We start from the raw sequence: 17,428 nt of genomic DNA, 5'->3' as shown, positions 1-17,428 counted from the left end.
GAGTTGAAGGACTTTCGGTTTTAGGAGCAGCGAATCAATTGCCGGGCGCTGTTTGCCGCCAGGCCTGGGAGCGGCGCAGCAAACCGCGCGAAGCCCAGGCCAGCAGCAGCGACACGCCCGCCGAGGTGATCAGAATCAGGGTCGACATCGCCGCCGCGCCGCCGACGTTGCCGGCGTCGTCCATGTTCAGCACCGCCACCGCCGCGAGGATGGTGTCGGGGCTGTAGAGGAAGATCGCCGCCGAGACGGTGGTCATGGCCGAGACGAACAGGTAGCGCACGATGTCCAGCAGCGCCGGCAGGCAGATCGGCACGGTGACCCGCAGGTAATGCCGGTACAGCGGCGCCTTGAGCGACAGCGCGGCGGCTTCGAACTCGGCGTCGAGTTGACGCAGCGCGGTGGTGGCGGTCATTTGCGCGGTGGTCAAATAGTGAGCAATGGTGCAGACCACCAGCAGGGTCATGGTCCCGTAGAGCACATGCAGCGGGTTGCCGCTGAGGTTGAAGAAGAAGACGTAACCCAGGCCCAGCACCAGTCCTGGTACCGCCATCGGTACGAAACTGAGCATGCGCAGTGTCAGATTCAGTCCACGCTGGCCCTTGGTTTTTTCCATCAGGTACGCGCCGGTGAAGATCAGCACGCTGCCGATCAGCGCCGTGCACAGGGCCATCTTCACGCTGTTGCCATAGGCCAGCCAGCCGCCGCCTGCCGTGTCGTTGAACTGGTAATGGTTGAGCGACAGCGACAGGTTGTACGGCCAGAACTTGACCAGCGAAGAAAATATCGCCATGCCGAACACCAGCAGCAACGCCGCGCAGATCAACAACACGATGCCCAGATAGCAGCCATCGCGCAGCTTTGATGGAGCGGGATTGAAGACTTGGGCACGGCCGCTCATGGAATCGCCCTGACGTCGACGCAACCACGCATCAACGCCGAAGCTGAACAGCGCCGGAAGCAGCAGGACCATGCCGATCAACGCACCACGACCGAATTGCTGCTGACCGACCACGGCTTTGTAGGCTTCCAGCGCCAGCACTTGATAATCGCCACCGACCACCACGGGCACGCCGAAGTCGGTGATAGTCAGGGTGAACACCAGGCAGAACGCGGCGAACACGGCCTGGCGCGTCGCCGGCCAGGTGATGCTGCGAAAGGCTTTCGCCGGACTCGCACCCATGCTGGACGCGGCATCGAACAGCCTCGCATCCGCCAGGGACAGCGCCGACAGCAGAATCATCAAGGCGTGTGGAAAGGTGTAGATCACCTCGCCCAGCACAATGCCCCAGAAGCCGTAGATATTGTCTGAGAGCAGACCGCGCAACATGCCCTGGTTGCCAAACAGGTAAACCAGCGCAATCCCCGGCAGCATCGACGGCGCCATCAATGGCAGCAGCGAAATCCCGCGCCAGATGCCCTTTCCCGGAATCAACGTGCGCTGCAGGGCGTAGGCAAACAGATAAGCCAGCGGTACGACAATTGCCGCAACGCTGAGGGAAACCTTGAGACTGTTACCCAACAGCCAGTGAAAGTTCTCGCTGGTCACCAACTCTCGCGCCGCAACCAGACCGCCGCCCTGCCCGGCTTCTGAACTGAACCCACGCCAGAAGATCGCCAGCAATGGCATCAACACGGCGACGCCAAGCAATACCAGCAACAGGACTTTGCCGCCCACCACGAACACCCGGTCGCCGATTTCAGCGCGGGAGGTCTGCCGAACCTGCTTGTGCGGTATCGGCAGCGCGATGTTCGCGCCCATCAGGCAAACACCTGCAGGCTGCGCGGCGGCAAGGCGACCATGATCTGCTGGGCGCCGAGGCGCGGCATGGCTTCAGGTGCCAACTCCGCCAGCAAGGCGTGACCCGGCAGTTGATCGAGTTCGAAGCTCATGCGGCAACGGTTGCCAAGGAAGGTGATCTCGCGAACCTTGGCCGGGAATAGGTTTTCCTCATGCACCAGCGGATTGACGTTGATCGCCTCCGGGCGGCAGAACAAACGGCCCGACGCGGTTTTCGCGCTGCCATCGGCCAGGCGCATGTTCAGCCCGCCGACCTGGGCGTGGCTGTCGCTGCTGCGCTGGAACGGCAACCAGTTGCCCTGGCCGACGAACTCCGCCACAAAGGGTGTTGCCGGGCGGTCGTAGATTTCCTGCGGTGTGGCGTACTGCTCGACCTTGCCGTTGTTCATCACGGCGATGCGGTCGGCCATCAGCATGGCCTCGTCCTGATTGTGCGTGACCATCAGGGTAGTGATGCCGAGGTTGCGCTGCAGTTGGCGCAACTCGGTGCACAGATGCTCGCGAACCCGGGCGTCGAGCGCCGACATTGGTTCGTCCAGCAGCAGTAACGAAGGCGCTGGTGCCAAGGCTCGGGCCAGGGCGACCCGTTGCTGTTGCCCACCAGACAATTGGCCAGGATATTTTTTCTCACTGCCAATCAGGCCGACCAGCTCCAGCATCTGACCGACACGCTTGCGCACTTCGTCACGACCACTGCCAGCGAGGCCGTAGGCAATGTTCGCTTCAACAGTGAGATTGGGAAAGAGCGCGTAGGACTGAAAGAGAATGCCGTAGTCCCGCGCCTGAGGTGCGAGGTGGGAAACGTCGCGATCCCCGAAGCACAACTCGCCGCTGTCCTGCTTTTCCAGTCCGGCGATGCACCTCAGCAAGGTAGTCTTGCCACAACCCGATGGGCCCAGCAGACACACCAGCTCTCCGGCCGCCACGTCGAGGGAAACGTTATCCAGCGCGGTAAAGGCGCCAAAGCGTTTCTGCACGCCGCGCACCTTCATCGGGGCGCCGGGGTTGGTCAGGGCAGTTGCGATCAAGTGGTTCATGGACAGGCCTCATCAAGCAGATGAAGGCCATCCTAGGGATGTAATGAGTCCGTCATGTGGCAGTGAGGCAAAAACCGCTGATAGTGGTATTCAGGGATTTGGGTTCGAGTTTTGTGTTGTTTGATCTGGCGCCTTCGCGAGCAAGCCCGCTCCCACATTTGACCGAGTCTTTGGATAAGAACACGGTTGAATGTGGGAGCGGGCTTGCTCGCGAAGAGGCCAGAACAATCAGCACACATCTCAGGCCGGAGCCATTTCCTGCGCCAACCCCAGAAACGCCGCCGGCAACCGCGCGCCTTTGCGCTCCTTGAGGCAATACAGGTACTCGGGAATCTGCGGCGCATTCTCGATGGTCAGCACCCGCAGTTGCGGATCATGCGGTACTTCCTGCCGGGCAATGATGCTGATACCGATGTTGCGCAGCACCGCCTCTCGAATCGATTCACGGCTGCCAATTTCCAGCAGCGGCCCGAAACTCACCCCGGCGCTGGCCAGCAACTCTTCGGTCAATCGGCGCGTGGTCGAGCCCGATTCACGCATCAACAACGTATGCCCGGCCAACGCACTGAGCGGTACATGGTCATGAACCGCCAGCGGATGATTGCGATGCACGGCCAGCACCAGCGGATCGCTGCCAAGCACCCGGCGAATCAGTCGCGCATCGTCCAGCAACTGCGACGACGCCGCGACATCCACCCGGTAATCCTCCAGCGCTTCGAGCACTTGCTGGGAGTTGCCGATTTCTACCGACACTTCCACCTGCGGCAAGCGCTCGCGGAAGGTCTTCACCAGATCAAGGATGTAATACGGCGCCGTGGCCGCGATGCGCAACGTGCCCTGGACCTGACCGCTGTTGCGCAGGAAAAACTCGATGTCGGCTTCCTGCTGCAACAGTGCCTTGACCATCGGCATCAGCCGCGCGCCTTCATCGCTGACGCTGAGCCGGCGGCCGCCCCGGTAGAACAGCTCAACTGAGTACTGACTTTCCAGGTTGCGGATCTGCGTCGTCACCGTGGGCTGGCTCAGGCCGAGCTTCTTCGCCGCCAGGGTAATGCTGCCCAGACGGGCCACCATGTAAAACGCCTTCAGCTCGGCACTCAGCACACCCGCTCCTCATCGCTTATTTGCGCAGCAGGCGCAAACCGTTGAACACCACCAACAGGCTCACGCCCATGTCGGCGAACACCGCCATCCACATGGTGGCGATCCCGGCGAAGGTTACCCCAAGAAAGATCGCCTTGATGACCAAAGCGAGAGCGATGTTCTGTTTCAGGATGCTGGAGGTCTGGCGCGACAAGCGGATGAACGCCGGAATCTTGCGCAGATCGTCGTCCATCAGGGCGACATCGGCGGTTTCGATGGCGGTGTCGGTGCCCGCCGCAGCCATGGCGAAACCGATTTCGGCCCGGGCCAGTGCCGGTGCGTCGTTGATGCCGTCACCGACCATGCCAACGTTATGACCCTTAGCATAAAGGGCTTCGATGGCTTGCAGTTTGTCGGTTGGCAACAGATCGCCTCTGGCCTCGTCGATGCCGACTTGCGCGGCAATTGCTTGAGCGGTGTGGACGTTGTCGCCGGTGAGCATCAGGGTTTTGATGCCCAGATCGTGCAGTTGCTGGATCGCTTCGCGGCTGGACTCCTTGACTGTGTCCGCCACGGCGAATAGTGCCAACGGGCCGGAGTGATCGAGCAGCAACACCACGGACTTACCCTGTTTTTCCAGGGCAAACAGTTTCTCTTCCAGCGCCGGCGAGCAGAGGTTCAGTTCTTCCACCAGGCGATGGTTACCCAAGTGGTAAGTCTGGCCATTGATGTCGCCGCGCACACCGCGACCGGCCAGCGCTTCGAAGTTATCCACAATCAGCGGTGCAAGTTGTTTATCCACAGCCGCGTTGGCGATGGCCAGCGATACCGGGTGATCCGAACGACCGGCAAGTGCAGCGGCAATCGCTGGGGCGGATTCGTCAGCCATGGGGTCGAGCGATAAATAATCGGTCTGCACCGGTTTACCGTGGGTGATCGTGCCGGTCTTGTCCAAGGCCAGGTAATCGAGCTTGTAACCGCCCTCCAGATAAACGCCGCCCTTCACCAGAATCCCTTTGCGCGCCGCTGCCGCGAGGCCGCTGACGATGGTCACCGGGGTTGAAATCACCAATGCACACGGGCATGCGACCACCAGCAACACCAGCGCACGGTAGATCCAGTCGAACCAGGCGGCCCCCATGAACAGCGGAGGAATCACCGCGACGGCAAGGGCCAGGATGAATACCGCTGGCGTGTAGATTTTCGAGAAGCTATCAACGAAACGCTGGGTCGGTGCCCGCGCGCCTTGGGCCTGTTCTACGGCATGGATGATCCGCGCCAGCGTCGAATTGTTGGCGGCCGCGGTCACGGCATATTCCAGAGACCCAGCCTGATTGATGGTACCGGCGAACACCTTGTCGCCAACGGTTTTCTCCACCGGCAGGCTTTCGCCAGTGATCGGCGCCTGATCGATGGTCGAACTGCCCGAGACCACTTCACCGTCCAGACCGATCCGCTCACCGGGCCGTACGCGCACCCGCGCACCGAGTTCGATGGCTTTGACGTCTTGTGCGGCCCAACTGCCGTCAGCCAACTGCGCCGTGGCCTGTTCCGGAGTCATCTGCATCAAGCCGCTGATGGCATTACGCGCACGGTCCAGGGATTTGGCTTCGATCAACTCGGCCACGGTAAACAGAAACATCACCATCGCCGCTTCCGGCCACTGCCCGATCAGGATCGCGCCGGTCACAGCGATGCTCATCAGCGCGTTGATGTTCAGGTTGAGGTTTTTCAGGGCGATCCAGCCCTTTTTGTACGTACTCAGCCCGCCGCTGAGGATCGAGACCAGCGCAATGATCGCCACCACCCAATTGGGCGCGAAATGGGTGAAGTGGATCACTTCGGCGGCCAACGCCCCCACACCGGACAGCGCCAGTGGCCACCACGGTTTTCTCTCCGGCGCTGGAGCGGGCGCTTCAACGCCCTGCTCCAGCGGCTCGGCAACCATGCCCAGCGACTTGATCGCCTCGATGATCGGCGCCGTACTCGGCAGATCGTGGGTCACGCCCAATACCCGGTTGATCAGGTTGAATTCCAGTTGCTGCACACCCGCGAGCTTGCCGAGTTTGTTCTGGATCAGCGTCTGCTCGGTCGGGCAGTCCATCGCGTCGATGCGAAAACTGTTCAGCCGCGCACCTGCGGTTGGCGTTTCGCTCAACGTTATCAGCGACGGCGCCGCCACTTTGGCAGAACAGCAGGAATCACCGTGGCCGCCATGCTCATGCTTCTGTAAAGGCTGCAGCTTGTGGCTGTGATCGTGCTCAGCCTTGGGAATGTGAGTGTGTCGGGAATCGCTCATCAGGTCGCGTCCATGAAGGTGCCTGTTGCCAAGTAAAGACCCTGTAGCCACTATAGGGTCAAGCACCTATTGGGAGATTGCCGTCATGAAGATTGGAGAACTGGCCAGACTCACCGACTGCGCCGTGGAAACCATCCGCTACTACGAGCGCGAAAACCTGCTGCCAGAACCGGCCCGCAGCGACGGCAACTACCGCGTCTACACCCAGGCCCACGCCGAACGCCTGACCTTCATCCGCAACTGCCGCACGCTCGACATGACGCTGGAAGAGATCCGCAGCTTGCTGGCCTTGCGCGACAGCCCGCAGGATCAGTGCGAAAGCGTAAATGCGCTGATCGACGAACATATCCACCACGTCAAAGCGCGGATCGATGGATTATTGGCGTTGCAGACACAACTGCTCGACCTGCGCCAACGCTGTGGCGAAGGGCCGGATATTGATCAGTGCGGGATTTTGCAGCGGCTGGAAGTGAGTGGTGGGGTTGTGGCGACGGAAGTTGAGCATTCCCATGTCGGCAGGAGTCATGGGCATTGAGTCAGTCGCCCACTCAGGCGCTTATATCAATTTAAGTTCCAGGGTGCCTCGGGAACCCATGCCGTAGGCAATCCCCGGCACCATACCTGAACCCAGAAAAACGCTGCAGAACAAGTGAATCGAATGACCACGATGCGCCTGATAGACAGAAGGCTCAATCCGAAACTTCAGCGGTGATTCCGGGCTGACTGCCAATTTGCGCTGATAGTCTCTACAAGGACCGACATGTGCATCTGTCCAATCACTGCGCGAGGTCATTTCGATGGCGTTGTTGGTTCGAAGGTTTTCAATGTGAGGGATGGTCAGGATGATGCCGTCGGGATGTTGATCGATCTTCAAAACTCCCTCCGATACACCTTCAATAAAAATCGGGCTGGTTTGAATCAGTGTCGGGGCCAACGTCATGAACAACGAGCCAGAAGGCAAAGCGCTCGCCCCTCTTTCGATCACAAAAATAACCTCGACCGTCTCCTCCCCTTCAAACCGGCGGGCAATCTCATCAGAAATCACATAATACAAATTGGTGAATTCCACTACTGACCGGGATGGCGATGTGTAACGCTTCCCTGTATCGCCTAGCGCCTGCCATTGCACCCGAACCTTGTCACCGATCTTGAAATCAAATTCGTTTACTGCCACAACCACGCGAAGCGAATCGACGAAGATGGGGGCTCCCGAAAGTAACTCCATGGGCACCACACATCCCCATGGGGCGAGGCTCGGAATGAAATGAATGAGGCCAGACCGCGCTTCACAACAAATCAGCGGGGGGTTCAAAACGGTGCTTGATCGCTTGCTCGGAAGGCCTGATTGTTTCTCGCAGAAGCCCGCCGTTCCATTGGGCAATGTAATCGTCATGAAGAGACTCCAGAATAAAAAAAGGGTGTTGGCTGACCCAAGCCTAAATGGCCTCGTGATCAGTCAAACACCCTCTCGCTTATTCACCTACTGTCATAAATGACAGTCAGCTAGACCTTTTTCTAATCAAAAATGCCCACTGGCCAAACTATCAAACCGCCATTGGCGCGGTCATTGGCGCGTGATGCTGATAACCCTCAAGCGAGAAATCGCCCGGCTCGATCAACTCCAGCCATTCCGGCTGATATTCACCCGTCTTGGCAAACTCCGGCACACGGTCGCTGATCACCAGTTTCGGCATCGGGAACGGCTCGCGCTTGAGCTGTTCGTTGAGCATGTCCAGGTGGTTTTCGTAGACGTGGGCGTCACCGATGAAATAGGTGAACCAGCGCGGCGTGTAGCCGGTCAGGCGACCGATCAGGCTCAGCAGTGCGGCGCCTTCAGTGAGGTTGAACGGAGTGCCAAGGCCCAGGTCATTGGAGCGGATGTAGAGGGTCAGGGAAATTTCCTTGGTCTCGACATTCGGGTGGAACTGGTACAGCAAGTGGCACGGCGGCAGGGCCATTTCATCGAGTTGGGCGACGTTCCAGCCGTGGAACAGAATGCGGCGGCTGCCCGGGTCCTTGATGATGGTGTCGACGCACTGACGGATCTGGTCGATTGCCTTGTACAGCACCACGTAGGCCTGACCGTCTTCTTCGCCCTCAGCGATCTGGCGGTAGCCTTGGCTCAGTGTCTGCTCGATGGCGGCCTGGTTGCTGACCGGGATCTGCTTGTACGCCGGCCACTTGCGCCATTGCACGCCGTAGATCTCGCCGAGGTCGTCGTCGCCCTGACGGAACGGGTTGGCCAGCCACTGCGCATTTTCGTTGGCGTTCTGATCCCAGACCTTGCAGCCCAGCGCGCGGAATTCGGCGGCGTTGTTCACCCCACGCAGGAAACCACACATCTCGCCGATGGCCGATTTGAAGGCCATCTTGCGCGTGGTGATCGCCGGGAACCCTTCCTTCAGGTCATAACGCAGCATCGCGCCCGGAAAGCTGATGGTGTTCACGCCGGTGCGGTTGGCTTGCTTGGTGCCGTTCTTGATGACGTGGGCGACCAGTTCGAGATATTGCTTCATGAGTTACCTGTGTCCTTGAACCCGAGGCCCAAGCCCCGGGATCGAATTTTATACTGCCGTCGCGGGTGCCGCCGGGGCGCGGTGATACGCCAGCCAGATCAGGAACAGCCCACCGACGATCATCGGTACGCAGAGCACTTGGCCCATGGTCAGCCAGTTCCAGGCCAGATAGCCCAGTTGCGCGTCGGGTACGCGGACGAATTCGACGATGAAACGGAAGATGCCGTAGAACAGCGCGAACATCCCGGACACCGCCATGGTTGGCCGCGGCTTGCGCGAGAACAGCCAGAGAATGGCGAACAGCGCTACGCCTTCGAGGGCGAACTGATATAGCTGCGACGGATGGCGTGCCAGTTGTGCCGGATCGGTCGGGAAGACCATTGCCCACGGCACGTCAGTCGCCTTGCCCCACAACTCGGCGTTGATGAAATTACCGATACGCCCGGCGCCCAGGCCAATCGGCACCATTGGCGCGACAAAGTCCATCAGCTGGAAGAACGACTTGTTGTTCTTTTTACCAAACCACAGCGCCGCCAGCATTACACCGATGAAGCCGCCGTGGAACGACATGCCGCCCTTCCACACTTCGAAAATCAGCGCCGGACTGGCCAGGTAGGCGTGCAGATCGTAGAACAGCACGTAACCCAGACGGCCGCCGACAATGACGCCCATCGACATCCAGAAGACCATGTCGGAAAGTTTCTCCTTGGTCCAGGTCGGGTCGAACCGGTTCAACCGGCGAGACGCCAGCAGCCAGGCGCCGCCAATGCCGATCAGGTACATCAAACCGTACCAGTGGATTTTCAGCGGACCGATGGCCAGGGCCACCGGGTCGATCTGCGGGTAAGGCAGCATTGCGACTCCTCGTTAGTTGAAACCAAAATTCCCGGGCGACGCTGCCACCTCAGGATTAAGCCAGGATTGCGCCGTGCGTCAGAGCAAGAAGTTCAAGCCAACGCAGAACAGCAAAGCGGCAAACAGTCTTTTCAGCAACTTCGGCGACAGCTTATGGGCCAATCGCGCACCGAAGCGGGCGAAGACCATGCTGGTCAGGGCAATGCCCAACAGCGCCGGCAAATAAATAAAACCGAGACTAAGGGCCGGCAACAACGGATCGTGCCAGCCCAGAATCATGAAACTTAATGCACTGGCCAACGCGATGGGCAGACCACAGGCCGATGAGGTGGCCACTGCTTGCTGCATCGGCACACTGCGCCAGGTCAAAAACGGCACGGTCAACGAGCCGCCGCCAATCCCGAAAATCGCCGAGGCCCAGCCAATCACGCTGCCCGCCACGGTCAGCCCGAGTTTACCCGGTACCGTTCGGCTGGCTTTGGGTTTGACGTCGAGCGCCAGTTGCGCGGCGATGATCAAGGCAAAGACGCCGATGATCTTCTGCAAATTCGGGCCGGAGATCGCTTCGGCGGTCAGCGCACCGAAACCGGCGCCGATCAGAATGCCGACAGTCATCCAGGCGAAAATCGGCCAACGTACCGCGCCACGACGCTGGTGCTCGCGGACAGCGTTGATCGACGTAAAGATAATCGTCGCCAGGGACGTGCCGACCGCCAAGTGGGTCAGGATCGACGTGTCAAAGCCCTGCAAGGTGAAACTGAATACCAACACGGGGACGATGATGATCCCGCCACCCACCCCGAACAGCCCGGCCAACACACCTGCGCAGGCGCCCAGCGCCAGATAGAGCAGAAATTCCATGCCTGCATTCCACTCTTCACCCAAAACCGGAGCGGCATGGTAACGGATGCATGGCCTCGGGCTCCACTGGATGGCGATGGATACCCGCGCGATGTCTGCGTAGAGTGGGCAAAAAACACACAGGGACCACCTTATGTGCCTGATTGTCTTCGCCTGGCGACCCGGCCACGCCCAGCCCTTGGTCGTGGCGGCCAACCGCGACGAGTTCTACGCCCGCCCGAGCCTGCCTCTGGCGCAATGGCCCGAAGCGCCACAGGTTTATGCCGGCCGAGACCAGGAAGCCGGCGGCACCTGGCTCGGTATCGGCGCCAACGGGCGCTTCGCCGCGCTGACCAACATCCGTGACCCGCATCAACCGCCGTCGCGTAAATCGCGGGGGGAGTTGGTGGCAGGGTATTTGTTGGGCGACCAATCGATAAATGACTATTTGAACGACGTTGTCGGACGTTCACTGGAATATGCCGGGTTTAATCTGTTGATCGGCAATGCCAGCGAACTGTGGCATTTCAATGCACGAGAGTCGGAGGCGGTGATGCTGACACCCGGTGTTTATGGGCTGTCGAATGCCGGCCTGGATACACCGTGGCCGAAATTGCTCAAGGCACGGGCGGCGCTGGAGGAAGTGTTCGGAGACCCACAGCCCCAGGCGTTGCTGGCGTTATTGGCGGACTCGCAGACGGCGCCGTTTACCGAACTGCCGGACACCGGGGTTGGGCTGGCGACCGAGACGTTGTTGTCGAGTGTGTTTATTGCCAGCCAGAGTTATGGGACGCGGGCGAGTACAGCTTTGATTGTTCAGGCGGATGGGTCGCGGCATATGGTCGAAAGGAGTTTCGGGCCGTATGGGGGGCATCTTGGGGAAGTGGAGATCAGGGTTTAGTTTTGTGTTGTATGGACTGGCCCCATCGCGAGCAGGCTCACTCCCACAGGGGATTTGCGTCGATCACAGATCCAATGTGGGAGCGAGCCTGCTCGCGATGGGGGCATCAGCCTTTTAGAGGGTCTTGGCCGAAGCCGGATTGATCATCCGCGCCAAACCAAGATTCTTCAGCGCCAGTTGCAGCGAGCTGTGGATAACTTGCGGATTGTCGATGGTCATCAATTCCGCGAGCAAATCCTTGGCCTTGCTCAGGTTGATCTGACGCAGCATCCACTTCACTTTCGGCAGGTTGGTGGCGTTCATCGACAGGCTGTCGAAGCCCATCGCCATCAACAGCACCGCCGCTGCCGGGTCGCCGGCCATTTCACCGCAGATACTCACAGGCTTGCCTTCGGCATGCGCATCACGCACCACGTTCTGCAACGCCTGAAGCACCGCCGGGTGCAGGTAGTCGTAAAGGTCGGCCACCCGCGGGTTGTTACGGTCCACGGCCAGCAGGTACTGGGTCAGGTCGTTGGAGCCGACTGACAGGAAGTCCACTTGCCGCGCCAGTTCCTTGGTCTGATACACAGCAGCGGGAATCTCGATCATCACGCCAATCGGCGGCATCGGCACGTCACAGCCTTCGTCGCGCACTTCACCCCAGGCCCGGTGGATCAGGTGCAGCGCCTCTTCCAGTTCATGAGTACCGGAGATCATCGGCAGCAGAATGCGCAGGTTGTTCAGGCCTTCGCTGGCCTTGAGCATCGCGCGGGTCTGCACCAGGAAGATTTCCGGGTGGTCGAGGGTGACGCGAATGCCGCGCCAGCCGAGGAACGGGTTGTCTTCCTTGATCGGGAAGTACGACAGTGACTTGTCGCCGCCGATGTCCAGGGTACGCATGGTCACCGGTTGCGGATGGAAAGCGGCCAATTGCTCACGGTAGATCGCCAGCTGTTCCTTTTCGCTCGGGAAGCGCTGGTTGATCATGAACGGAACTTCGGTGCGGTACAGCCCGACGCCTTCGGCACCGCGCTTCTGCGCTCGCGCTACGTCCGCCAGCAGGCCGGTGTTGACCCATAACGGCATGCGGTGACCATCGACGGTGATACACGGCAGATCGCGCAGTGCATCCAGCCCGAGGGACAGTTGTTTTTCTTCCTCGACCACTTCAGCGAACTGCTTGCACAGCACTTCACTCGGGTTGGTGTAGACCTCGCCGTGGTAGCCGTCGACGATCATCTGGATGCCGTCGACTTTCGAATACGGCAAGTCGACCAGGCCCATCACCGTAGGGATGCCCATGGCGCGCGCCAGGATGGCCACGTGGGAGTTGCCGGAACCGAGGACCGACACCAGACCCACCAGCTTGCCTTCCGGCACCTCGCCGAGCATCGCCGGCGTCAGTTCTTCGCTGATCAGAATAGTGTTGTCGGGGTAAACCAGGGTTTGCTGACGCTCTTCCTGCAAATAGGCAAGCAAGCGGCGACCGAGGTCTTTGACGTCCGAGGCGCGCTCACGCAAGTAGGCGTCATCCATCAGTTCGAAACGGTTGACGTGTTCGGTGACCACCTGACGCAACGCACCCTGAGCCCACTGACCGGTCTTGATGACGGTGGTGATTTCGCTGCCGAGCGAGGCATCGTCGAGCATCATCAGATAAACATCGAACAGCGCACGCTCTTCAGGCCGCAACTGGTTTGCCAGCTTGGCGGACAAGGCACGCATGTCGGCGCGCACGCCTTCGATGGCGGTCTTGAACAGCCCGAGTTCAGCTTCGATGTCGACGATGGTTTTATCGGGCACCACGTCCAGATCGGCAGGGGGCAGCATGACCACCGCCGTACCGACCGCCGCACCCGGCGAACCCGGGACGCCGACGAACTTGGCTTCCTGAATGCCCTTGCCTTGACGGCCCAGGCCCCGGATCGAACCAGTGGCCTCGGCGTGGGCGATTACGCCGGCGAGCTGCGCGCTCATGGTCACGAGGAAGGCTTCTTCACCTTCATCGAACTGGCGGCGTTCTTTTTGCTGAATAACCAACACGCCGACGACGCGACGGTGGTGAATGATCGGCGCCCCGAGGAAGGAGGCGTAGCGCTCTTCGCCAGTCTCGGCGAAGTAACGGTAGCGCGGGTGATCCGCGGCATTTTCGAGGTTCAGGGGTTCTTCACGCGTGCCGACCAAGCCGACCAGACCTTCATTGGGTGCCATGCTGACTTTGCCGATCGAGCGCTTGTTCAAGCCCTCAGTGGCCATCAGCACGAAGCGGTTGGTCTCAGGGTCCAGCAGGTAGACCGAGCAGACCTGGCTGCCCATGGCCTCTTTGACGCGCAACACAATAATCCCCAACGCCGCCTTGAGATCCTTGGCGGAGTTAACTTCCTGGACGATCTTGCGCAGCGTATTGAGCATGGCTCGGGGTCGAACTCCGTCGTCAGTCGCGCGTTAAAAGGCGCGGGGCAAGCTCTTTGAGAGCGCGTCGATACACCTCGCGCTTGAATGTCACCACCTGGCCCAACGGATACCAATAGCTGACCCAGCGCCAGCCATCGAATTCCGGTTTACCGGTCAAATCCATCCGCACCCGCTGCTCGTTGGAGATCAGGCGCAGGAGAAACCATTTCTGTTTCTGGCCGATGCACAGCGGTTGGCTGTGGGTACGGACCAGTCGTTGCGGCAAACGATAGCGCAACCAGCCCCGGGTGCAGGCGAGAATTTCAACATCTTCGCGCTCAAGACCCACTTCTTCGTTCAACTCGCGGTACAAGGCGTCTTCCGGCGTCTCCTGGGGGTTGATCCCACCCTGAGGAAACTGCCACGCATCTTGATTGATACGGCGAGCCCATAGCACCTGTCCGGCATCATTCGTGAGAATGATCCCGACATTGGGGCGGAAACCATCGGGGTCGATCACGGCAACAACCTCGCAAACGCATGTCGCCGCATTGTTCCACAAAGGTTGTGAAAGCAGCAACGCGCCGACCGACCTTATGTGCACTCTTGTGAAAAGTCCGTATTCTGGGCGCCTTTCTACAGACTTTTCAGCGAGTAACTGCAATGCGTCTGGCTTTATTCGACTTGGACAACACGCTGCTGGGCGGCGACAGTGACCACGCCTGGGGCGATTACCTGTGTGAGCGTGGCTTTCTCGACGCCGTCGCCTACAAGGCACGCAACGACGCGTTCTATCAGGAATACCTGGCCGGCAAGCTGGATAACGCCGCCTACCTGAACTTCTGCCTGGAAGTTCTCGGCCGCACCGAGATGGCCACACTGGATCAATGGCACCTGGATTACATGCGCGATTGCATCGAGCCGATCGTGTTGCCCAAGGCCTTGGCGCTGCTGGCCAAACACCGCGAGGCAGGCGACAAACTGGTGATCATCACCGCGACCAACCGCTTCGTGACCGGGCCGATTGCCCAGCGTTTGGGGGTTGAGACCTTGATCGCCACCGAGTGCGAGATGGTCGATGGCCGTTATACCGGGCGCAGCACGGATGTTCCGTGCTTCCGGGAAGGCAAGGTCACAAGGTTGAATAGTTGGCTGGAAGAGACCGGGTATTCGCTGGAGGACAGTTATTTCTATAGCGACTCGATGAATGATTTGCCGTTGTTGGAGCAGGTGACTCATGCCGTGGCGGTGGATCCGGACCCGAATTTGCGCGCTGAAGCCGAGAAGCGTGGCTGGCCGGTGATTTCGTTGCGCGACTGATATCGCCTGTAGCAGCTGCCGAGGTACGAGGCTGCGTTGCGGTCCGCAGGACCGCCCATGGGGCCGCTTCGCAGCCCATCGCAGCCTCGTACCTCGGCAGCTGCTACAGATTCCGCGCTAAACCGGCTTGGCACCCATCAACCCCGCAATGGCGACAAAGCAGACAAAACTGAACAACGCCAAGGCAAAGGTAAATTTCCCCACCCCACCCGGCACCTTGCGCAACCTATTAAGCCGCACCAACAGCCAAAACCACGCCAGCGCCGCCACCGTATAAAGCACACTCGAAGCCAGCAACCACGTCTGCCCCAACGACCAGCCCACCAGATGCACCATCCACCAACCCGTGAACGGCATGCTTAGCAACGCAAGGCCCATCAGCAGCCAAACGAACACCCGTGGCCGCTGCAGCGTGCGTGCCCCGGCAGTCGCATCGCCACTACGCCGCGTTTGCCAAACCCATATTCCCAAGCCCAGCGCACAGCCCAACAATATTGCCGTCGCCGCGGTGTGTGCCATTTTCAGGGCAGCTAACGTTTCCATTGTCCGATTTCCTTATGACCTGCCCATCAGCTTAGCCACTCAGCCAAGAAACAGCTTATAGGCCGGGTTGTCGCTTTCGTCCCAGTACGGGTAGCCAATTTCTTCCAGCGCCGCCGGCACCAGATGACGTTCGTCGTGCGGTACTTGCAGGCCCGCGACCACTCGACCGTCCGCCGCACCATGGTTGCGGTAATGGAACATCGAGATATTCCAGCGCCCGCCCAACTTGTTGAGGAAGTTGAACAACGCACCCGGACGCTCAGGGAATTCGAAGCGCAGGATGACTTCATCGACCACGTGGGCCGCACGACCACCGACCATGTGGCGGATGTGCAGCTTGGCGAGTTCGTTGTCGGTCAGGTCCAGCACCGGGAAGCCCTGCTCTGTCAGGCTCGCCAGCAGCGCACTGCGCGGATCGGTTTCCGGGTGCGTCTGCACGCCCACGAAGATGTGCGCTTCGCTGCCGGTGTTGTAGCGGTAGTTGAATTCGGTGATCTGGCGCTTGCCGATGGCTTCGCAGAAGGCCTTGAAGCTCCCCGGTTTCTCGGGGATGGTCACGGCGATGATTGCTTCGCGCCCCTCACCCAGTTCGGCGCGTTCGGCGACGTGGCGCAAACGGTCGAAGTTGACGTTGGCACCGGAGTCGATGGCCACGAAGGTATGGCCGGTGATGCCGTTTTGTTCAACGTACTTCTTGATCCCGGCCACACCCAGTGCGCCGGCCGGTTCGGTGATCGAGCGGGTATCGTCGTAGATATCCTTGATCGCCGCACAGATCTCGTCGGTGCTGACGGTGATCACGTCATCGACATGGTCTTTGCAGATGTCGAAGGTGTGCTGACCGATCTGCGCCACTGCCACGCCGTCGGCGAAGAGGCCCACGGTCGGCAATACCACGCGCTCACCCGCCGCCATGGCGGCTTGCAGGCAATTGGAATCGTCCGGCTCCACACCGATGATCTTGATTTCCGGGCGCAGGTATTTCACATAGGCCGCGATGCCGGCGATCAGCCCGCCGCCGCCCACCGGAACGAAGATCGCATCCAGGCGCCCGGGGTGCTGACGCAGAATCTCCATGGCCACCGTGCCCTGCCCGGCAATGGTGTGGGGATCGTCGTAAGGGTGGATGTAGACGTAGCCTTTTTCGTCGACCAGTTTCAGCGAGTAGGCCAAGGCTTCCGGGAACGAATCTCCGTGCAGCACCACTTTGCCACCGCGCGAACGCACGCCTTCGACTTTGATTTCCGGGGTGGTCTTGGGCATGACGATGGTGGCTTTGACACCCAGCACTTTCGCCGCCAGGGCCAGGCCTTGCGCATGGTTGCCCGCTGAAGCCGTCACCACGCCGCGAGCACGTTCTTCATCGCTCAACTGGGTCAACTTGTTGTAAGCGCCGCGTATCTTGAACGAGAACACGGGCTGCAAGTCTTCACGCTTGAGCCAGATACTGTTGCCCAGCCGCTCGGAGAGCTGGCGGGCAGTCTGCAATGGGGTTTCTACGGCAACGTCATAAACGCGCGATGTGAGGATCTTTTTGACGTACTGTTCGAGCATCGGAAAGCATCACTGAGCGGGTTGGGCAGGGCCAAGGAGTCTAACCCGGCTTTTAGGCGGGCGACCACACTAAACAGGTGGTTTTAACCCTCCACAGGCGATGGAGATCCATTGTGGTGAGGGGCTTGTCGGAATGCCGCACCACCCGTTCGGCTGCGAAGCAGTCGTAAAATCTGCTGATGAGGTCTGTCTGAAAGAATGCAGGGGGAGCGCTTCGCGCTCCAACGGGGGCAAGCCCCCTCGCCACAGGCAAGCCCCCTCGCCACAAAATCCCGTTCTCACTGACATACCGTCGCACCGGCCAAT

At 60.0% G+C, this 17,428-nt stretch carries 15 protein-coding genes; 3 read left to right on the top strand and 12 right to left on the bottom strand.

All coding sequences use genetic code 11. The features are described 5' to 3' along the window. Positions 1-34 precede the first annotated feature (34 nt). The 4 genes from AC1DRJ_RS01600 to AC1DRJ_RS01585 all read right to left on the bottom strand — a co-directional run bounded on the left by AC1DRJ_RS01600 (position 35) and on the right by AC1DRJ_RS01585 (position 6,217). On the bottom strand, positions 35-1,759 hold the full coding sequence (locus tag AC1DRJ_RS01600; RefSeq protein WP_477800501.1) for a putative 2-aminoethylphosphonate ABC transporter permease subunit: 1,725 nt from the start codon (positions 1,757-1,759) through the stop codon (positions 35-37). Then, positions 1,759-2,835 (bottom strand): putative 2-aminoethylphosphonate ABC transporter ATP-binding protein, encoded by a 1,077-nt coding sequence (locus tag AC1DRJ_RS01595; RefSeq protein ID WP_477800500.1) that lies wholly within the window; start codon positions 2,833-2,835, stop codon positions 1,759-1,761. Before AC1DRJ_RS01595 ends, AC1DRJ_RS01600 begins: the two co-directional genes overlap by 1 nt. Before the next feature lie 240 nt (positions 2,836-3,075). Beyond that, positions 3,076-3,939, bottom strand: a complete 864-nt coding sequence (locus tag AC1DRJ_RS01590; RefSeq protein WP_477800499.1) for a LysR family transcriptional regulator — start codon at positions 3,937-3,939, stop codon at positions 3,076-3,078. A 16-nt stretch (positions 3,940-3,955) separates the two neighbouring features. After that, positions 3,956-6,217, bottom strand: a complete 2,262-nt coding sequence (locus AC1DRJ_RS01585; protein WP_477800498.1) for a heavy metal translocating P-type ATPase — start codon at positions 6,215-6,217, stop codon at positions 3,956-3,958. A gap of 85 nt (positions 6,218-6,302) precedes the next feature. Here AC1DRJ_RS01585 and cadR point away from each other — a divergent pair, with 85 nt between their 5' ends. After that, a complete protein-coding gene (gene cadR / locus AC1DRJ_RS01580) occupies positions 6,303-6,752 on the top strand; it encodes a Cd(II)/Pb(II)-responsive transcriptional regulator (protein WP_477800497.1) in 450 nt (149 codons plus the stop codon). 21 nt (positions 6,753-6,773) lie between these two features. Here cadR and AC1DRJ_RS01575 read toward each other — a convergent pair whose 3' ends face one another. The 4 genes from AC1DRJ_RS01575 to AC1DRJ_RS01560 all read right to left on the bottom strand — a co-directional run bounded on the left by AC1DRJ_RS01575 (position 6,774) and on the right by AC1DRJ_RS01560 (position 10,449). Further along, a complete protein-coding gene (locus tag AC1DRJ_RS01575; protein WP_477800496.1) occupies positions 6,774-7,610 on the bottom strand; it encodes a hypothetical protein in 837 nt (278 codons plus the stop codon). A 151-nt stretch (positions 7,611-7,761) separates the two neighbouring features. Then, a complete protein-coding gene (locus AC1DRJ_RS01570) occupies positions 7,762-8,733 on the bottom strand; it encodes a thymidylate synthase (RefSeq protein WP_477800495.1) in 972 nt (323 codons plus the stop codon). A 48-nt stretch (positions 8,734-8,781) separates the two neighbouring features. Further along, on the bottom strand, positions 8,782-9,588 hold the full coding sequence (gene lgt / locus AC1DRJ_RS01565) for a prolipoprotein diacylglyceryl transferase (RefSeq protein WP_007945558.1): 807 nt from the start codon (positions 9,586-9,588) through the stop codon (positions 8,782-8,784). 78 nt (positions 9,589-9,666) lie between these two features. Beyond that, the gene (locus AC1DRJ_RS01560; protein ID WP_477800494.1) at positions 9,667-10,449 is read right to left on the bottom strand and encodes a sulfite exporter TauE/SafE family protein; all 783 of its coding nucleotides are present in this window, start codon (positions 10,447-10,449) and stop codon (positions 9,667-9,669) included. A gap of 133 nt (positions 10,450-10,582) precedes the next feature. Between AC1DRJ_RS01560 and AC1DRJ_RS01555 the strand changes: the two genes are divergently transcribed. Continuing rightward, positions 10,583-11,329, top strand: a complete 747-nt coding sequence (locus AC1DRJ_RS01555; RefSeq protein ID WP_477800493.1) for an NRDE family protein — start codon at positions 10,583-10,585, stop codon at positions 11,327-11,329. 114 nt (positions 11,330-11,443) lie between these two features. Here the strand turns inward: AC1DRJ_RS01555 and ptsP are convergent, their stop codons facing one another. Both ptsP and AC1DRJ_RS01545 read right to left on the bottom strand, forming a co-directional pair. Continuing rightward, positions 11,444-13,723: a phosphoenolpyruvate--protein phosphotransferase gene (gene ptsP / locus AC1DRJ_RS01550; protein ID WP_477800492.1), complete on the bottom strand. Its 2,280-nt coding sequence runs from the start codon at positions 13,721-13,723 to the stop codon at positions 11,444-11,446. 22 nt (positions 13,724-13,745) lie between these two features. Continuing rightward, the gene (locus AC1DRJ_RS01545; protein WP_007945562.1) at positions 13,746-14,225 is read right to left on the bottom strand and encodes an RNA pyrophosphohydrolase; all 480 of its coding nucleotides are present in this window, start codon (positions 14,223-14,225) and stop codon (positions 13,746-13,748) included. A 143-nt stretch (positions 14,226-14,368) separates the two neighbouring features. On the opposite strand from AC1DRJ_RS01545, the gene AC1DRJ_RS01540 reads away from it, so the two are divergent. Next, positions 14,369-15,025: a histidinol-phosphatase gene (locus tag AC1DRJ_RS01540; RefSeq protein ID WP_477800491.1), complete on the top strand. Its 657-nt coding sequence runs from the start codon at positions 14,369-14,371 to the stop codon at positions 15,023-15,025. Between the two features lie 117 nt (positions 15,026-15,142). Here AC1DRJ_RS01540 and AC1DRJ_RS01535 read toward each other — a convergent pair whose 3' ends face one another. Both AC1DRJ_RS01535 and ilvA read right to left on the bottom strand, forming a co-directional pair. Continuing rightward, positions 15,143-15,568 carry a DUF2269 domain-containing protein gene (locus tag AC1DRJ_RS01535; RefSeq protein ID WP_477800490.1) on the bottom strand — a complete coding sequence of 142 codons (426 nt, stop codon included), beginning with the start codon at positions 15,566-15,568 and terminating at the stop codon, positions 15,143-15,145. A gap of 39 nt (positions 15,569-15,607) precedes the next feature. Beyond that, positions 15,608-17,122, bottom strand: a complete 1,515-nt coding sequence (gene ilvA / locus AC1DRJ_RS01530) for a threonine ammonia-lyase, biosynthetic (protein ID WP_477800489.1) — start codon at positions 17,120-17,122, stop codon at positions 15,608-15,610. Positions 17,123-17,428 lie beyond the last annotated feature (306 nt).

Source organism: Pseudomonas sp. P5_B2 (genome assembly GCF_056400445.1).
This window is presented reverse-complemented; position numbering and strand designations above follow the sequence as displayed.

Excerpts from the sequence above, each read along its gene's own strand:
- AC1DRJ_RS01600 (WP_477800501.1), bottom strand. The coding sequence starts at position 1,759 with ATGGGCGCGAACATCGCGCTGCCGATACCGCACAAGCAGGTTCGGCAG.
- AC1DRJ_RS01595 (WP_477800500.1), bottom strand. The coding sequence starts at position 2,835 with ATGAACCACTTGATCGCAACTGCCCTGACCAACCCCGGCGCCCCGATG.
- AC1DRJ_RS01585 (WP_477800498.1), bottom strand. The coding sequence starts at position 6,217 with ATGAGCGATTCCCGACACACTCACATTCCCAAGGCTGAGCACGATCAC.
- cadR (WP_477800497.1), top strand. The coding sequence starts at position 6,303 with ATGAAGATTGGAGAACTGGCCAGACTCACCGACTGCGCCGTGGAAACC.
- AC1DRJ_RS01575 (WP_477800496.1), bottom strand. The coding sequence starts at position 7,610 with ATGACGATTACATTGCCCAATGGAACGGCGGGCTTCTGCGAGAAACAA.
- AC1DRJ_RS01570 (WP_477800495.1), bottom strand. The coding sequence starts at position 8,733 with ATGAAGCAATATCTCGAACTGGTCGCCCACGTCATCAAGAACGGCACC.
- lgt (WP_007945558.1), bottom strand. The coding sequence starts at position 9,588 with ATGCTGCCTTACCCGCAGATCGACCCGGTGGCCCTGGCCATCGGTCCG.
- AC1DRJ_RS01560 (WP_477800494.1), bottom strand. The coding sequence starts at position 10,449 with ATGGAATTTCTGCTCTATCTGGCGCTGGGCGCCTGCGCAGGTGTGTTG.
- AC1DRJ_RS01555 (WP_477800493.1), top strand. The coding sequence starts at position 10,583 with ATGTGCCTGATTGTCTTCGCCTGGCGACCCGGCCACGCCCAGCCCTTG.
- ptsP (WP_477800492.1), bottom strand. The coding sequence starts at position 13,723 with ATGCTCAATACGCTGCGCAAGATCGTCCAGGAAGTTAACTCCGCCAAG.
- AC1DRJ_RS01540 (WP_477800491.1), top strand. The coding sequence starts at position 14,369 with ATGCGTCTGGCTTTATTCGACTTGGACAACACGCTGCTGGGCGGCGAC.
- AC1DRJ_RS01535 (WP_477800490.1), bottom strand. The coding sequence starts at position 15,568 with ATGGAAACGTTAGCTGCCCTGAAAATGGCACACACCGCGGCGACGGCA.
- ilvA (WP_477800489.1), bottom strand. The coding sequence starts at position 17,122 with ATGCTCGAACAGTACGTCAAAAAGATCCTCACATCGCGCGTTTATGAC.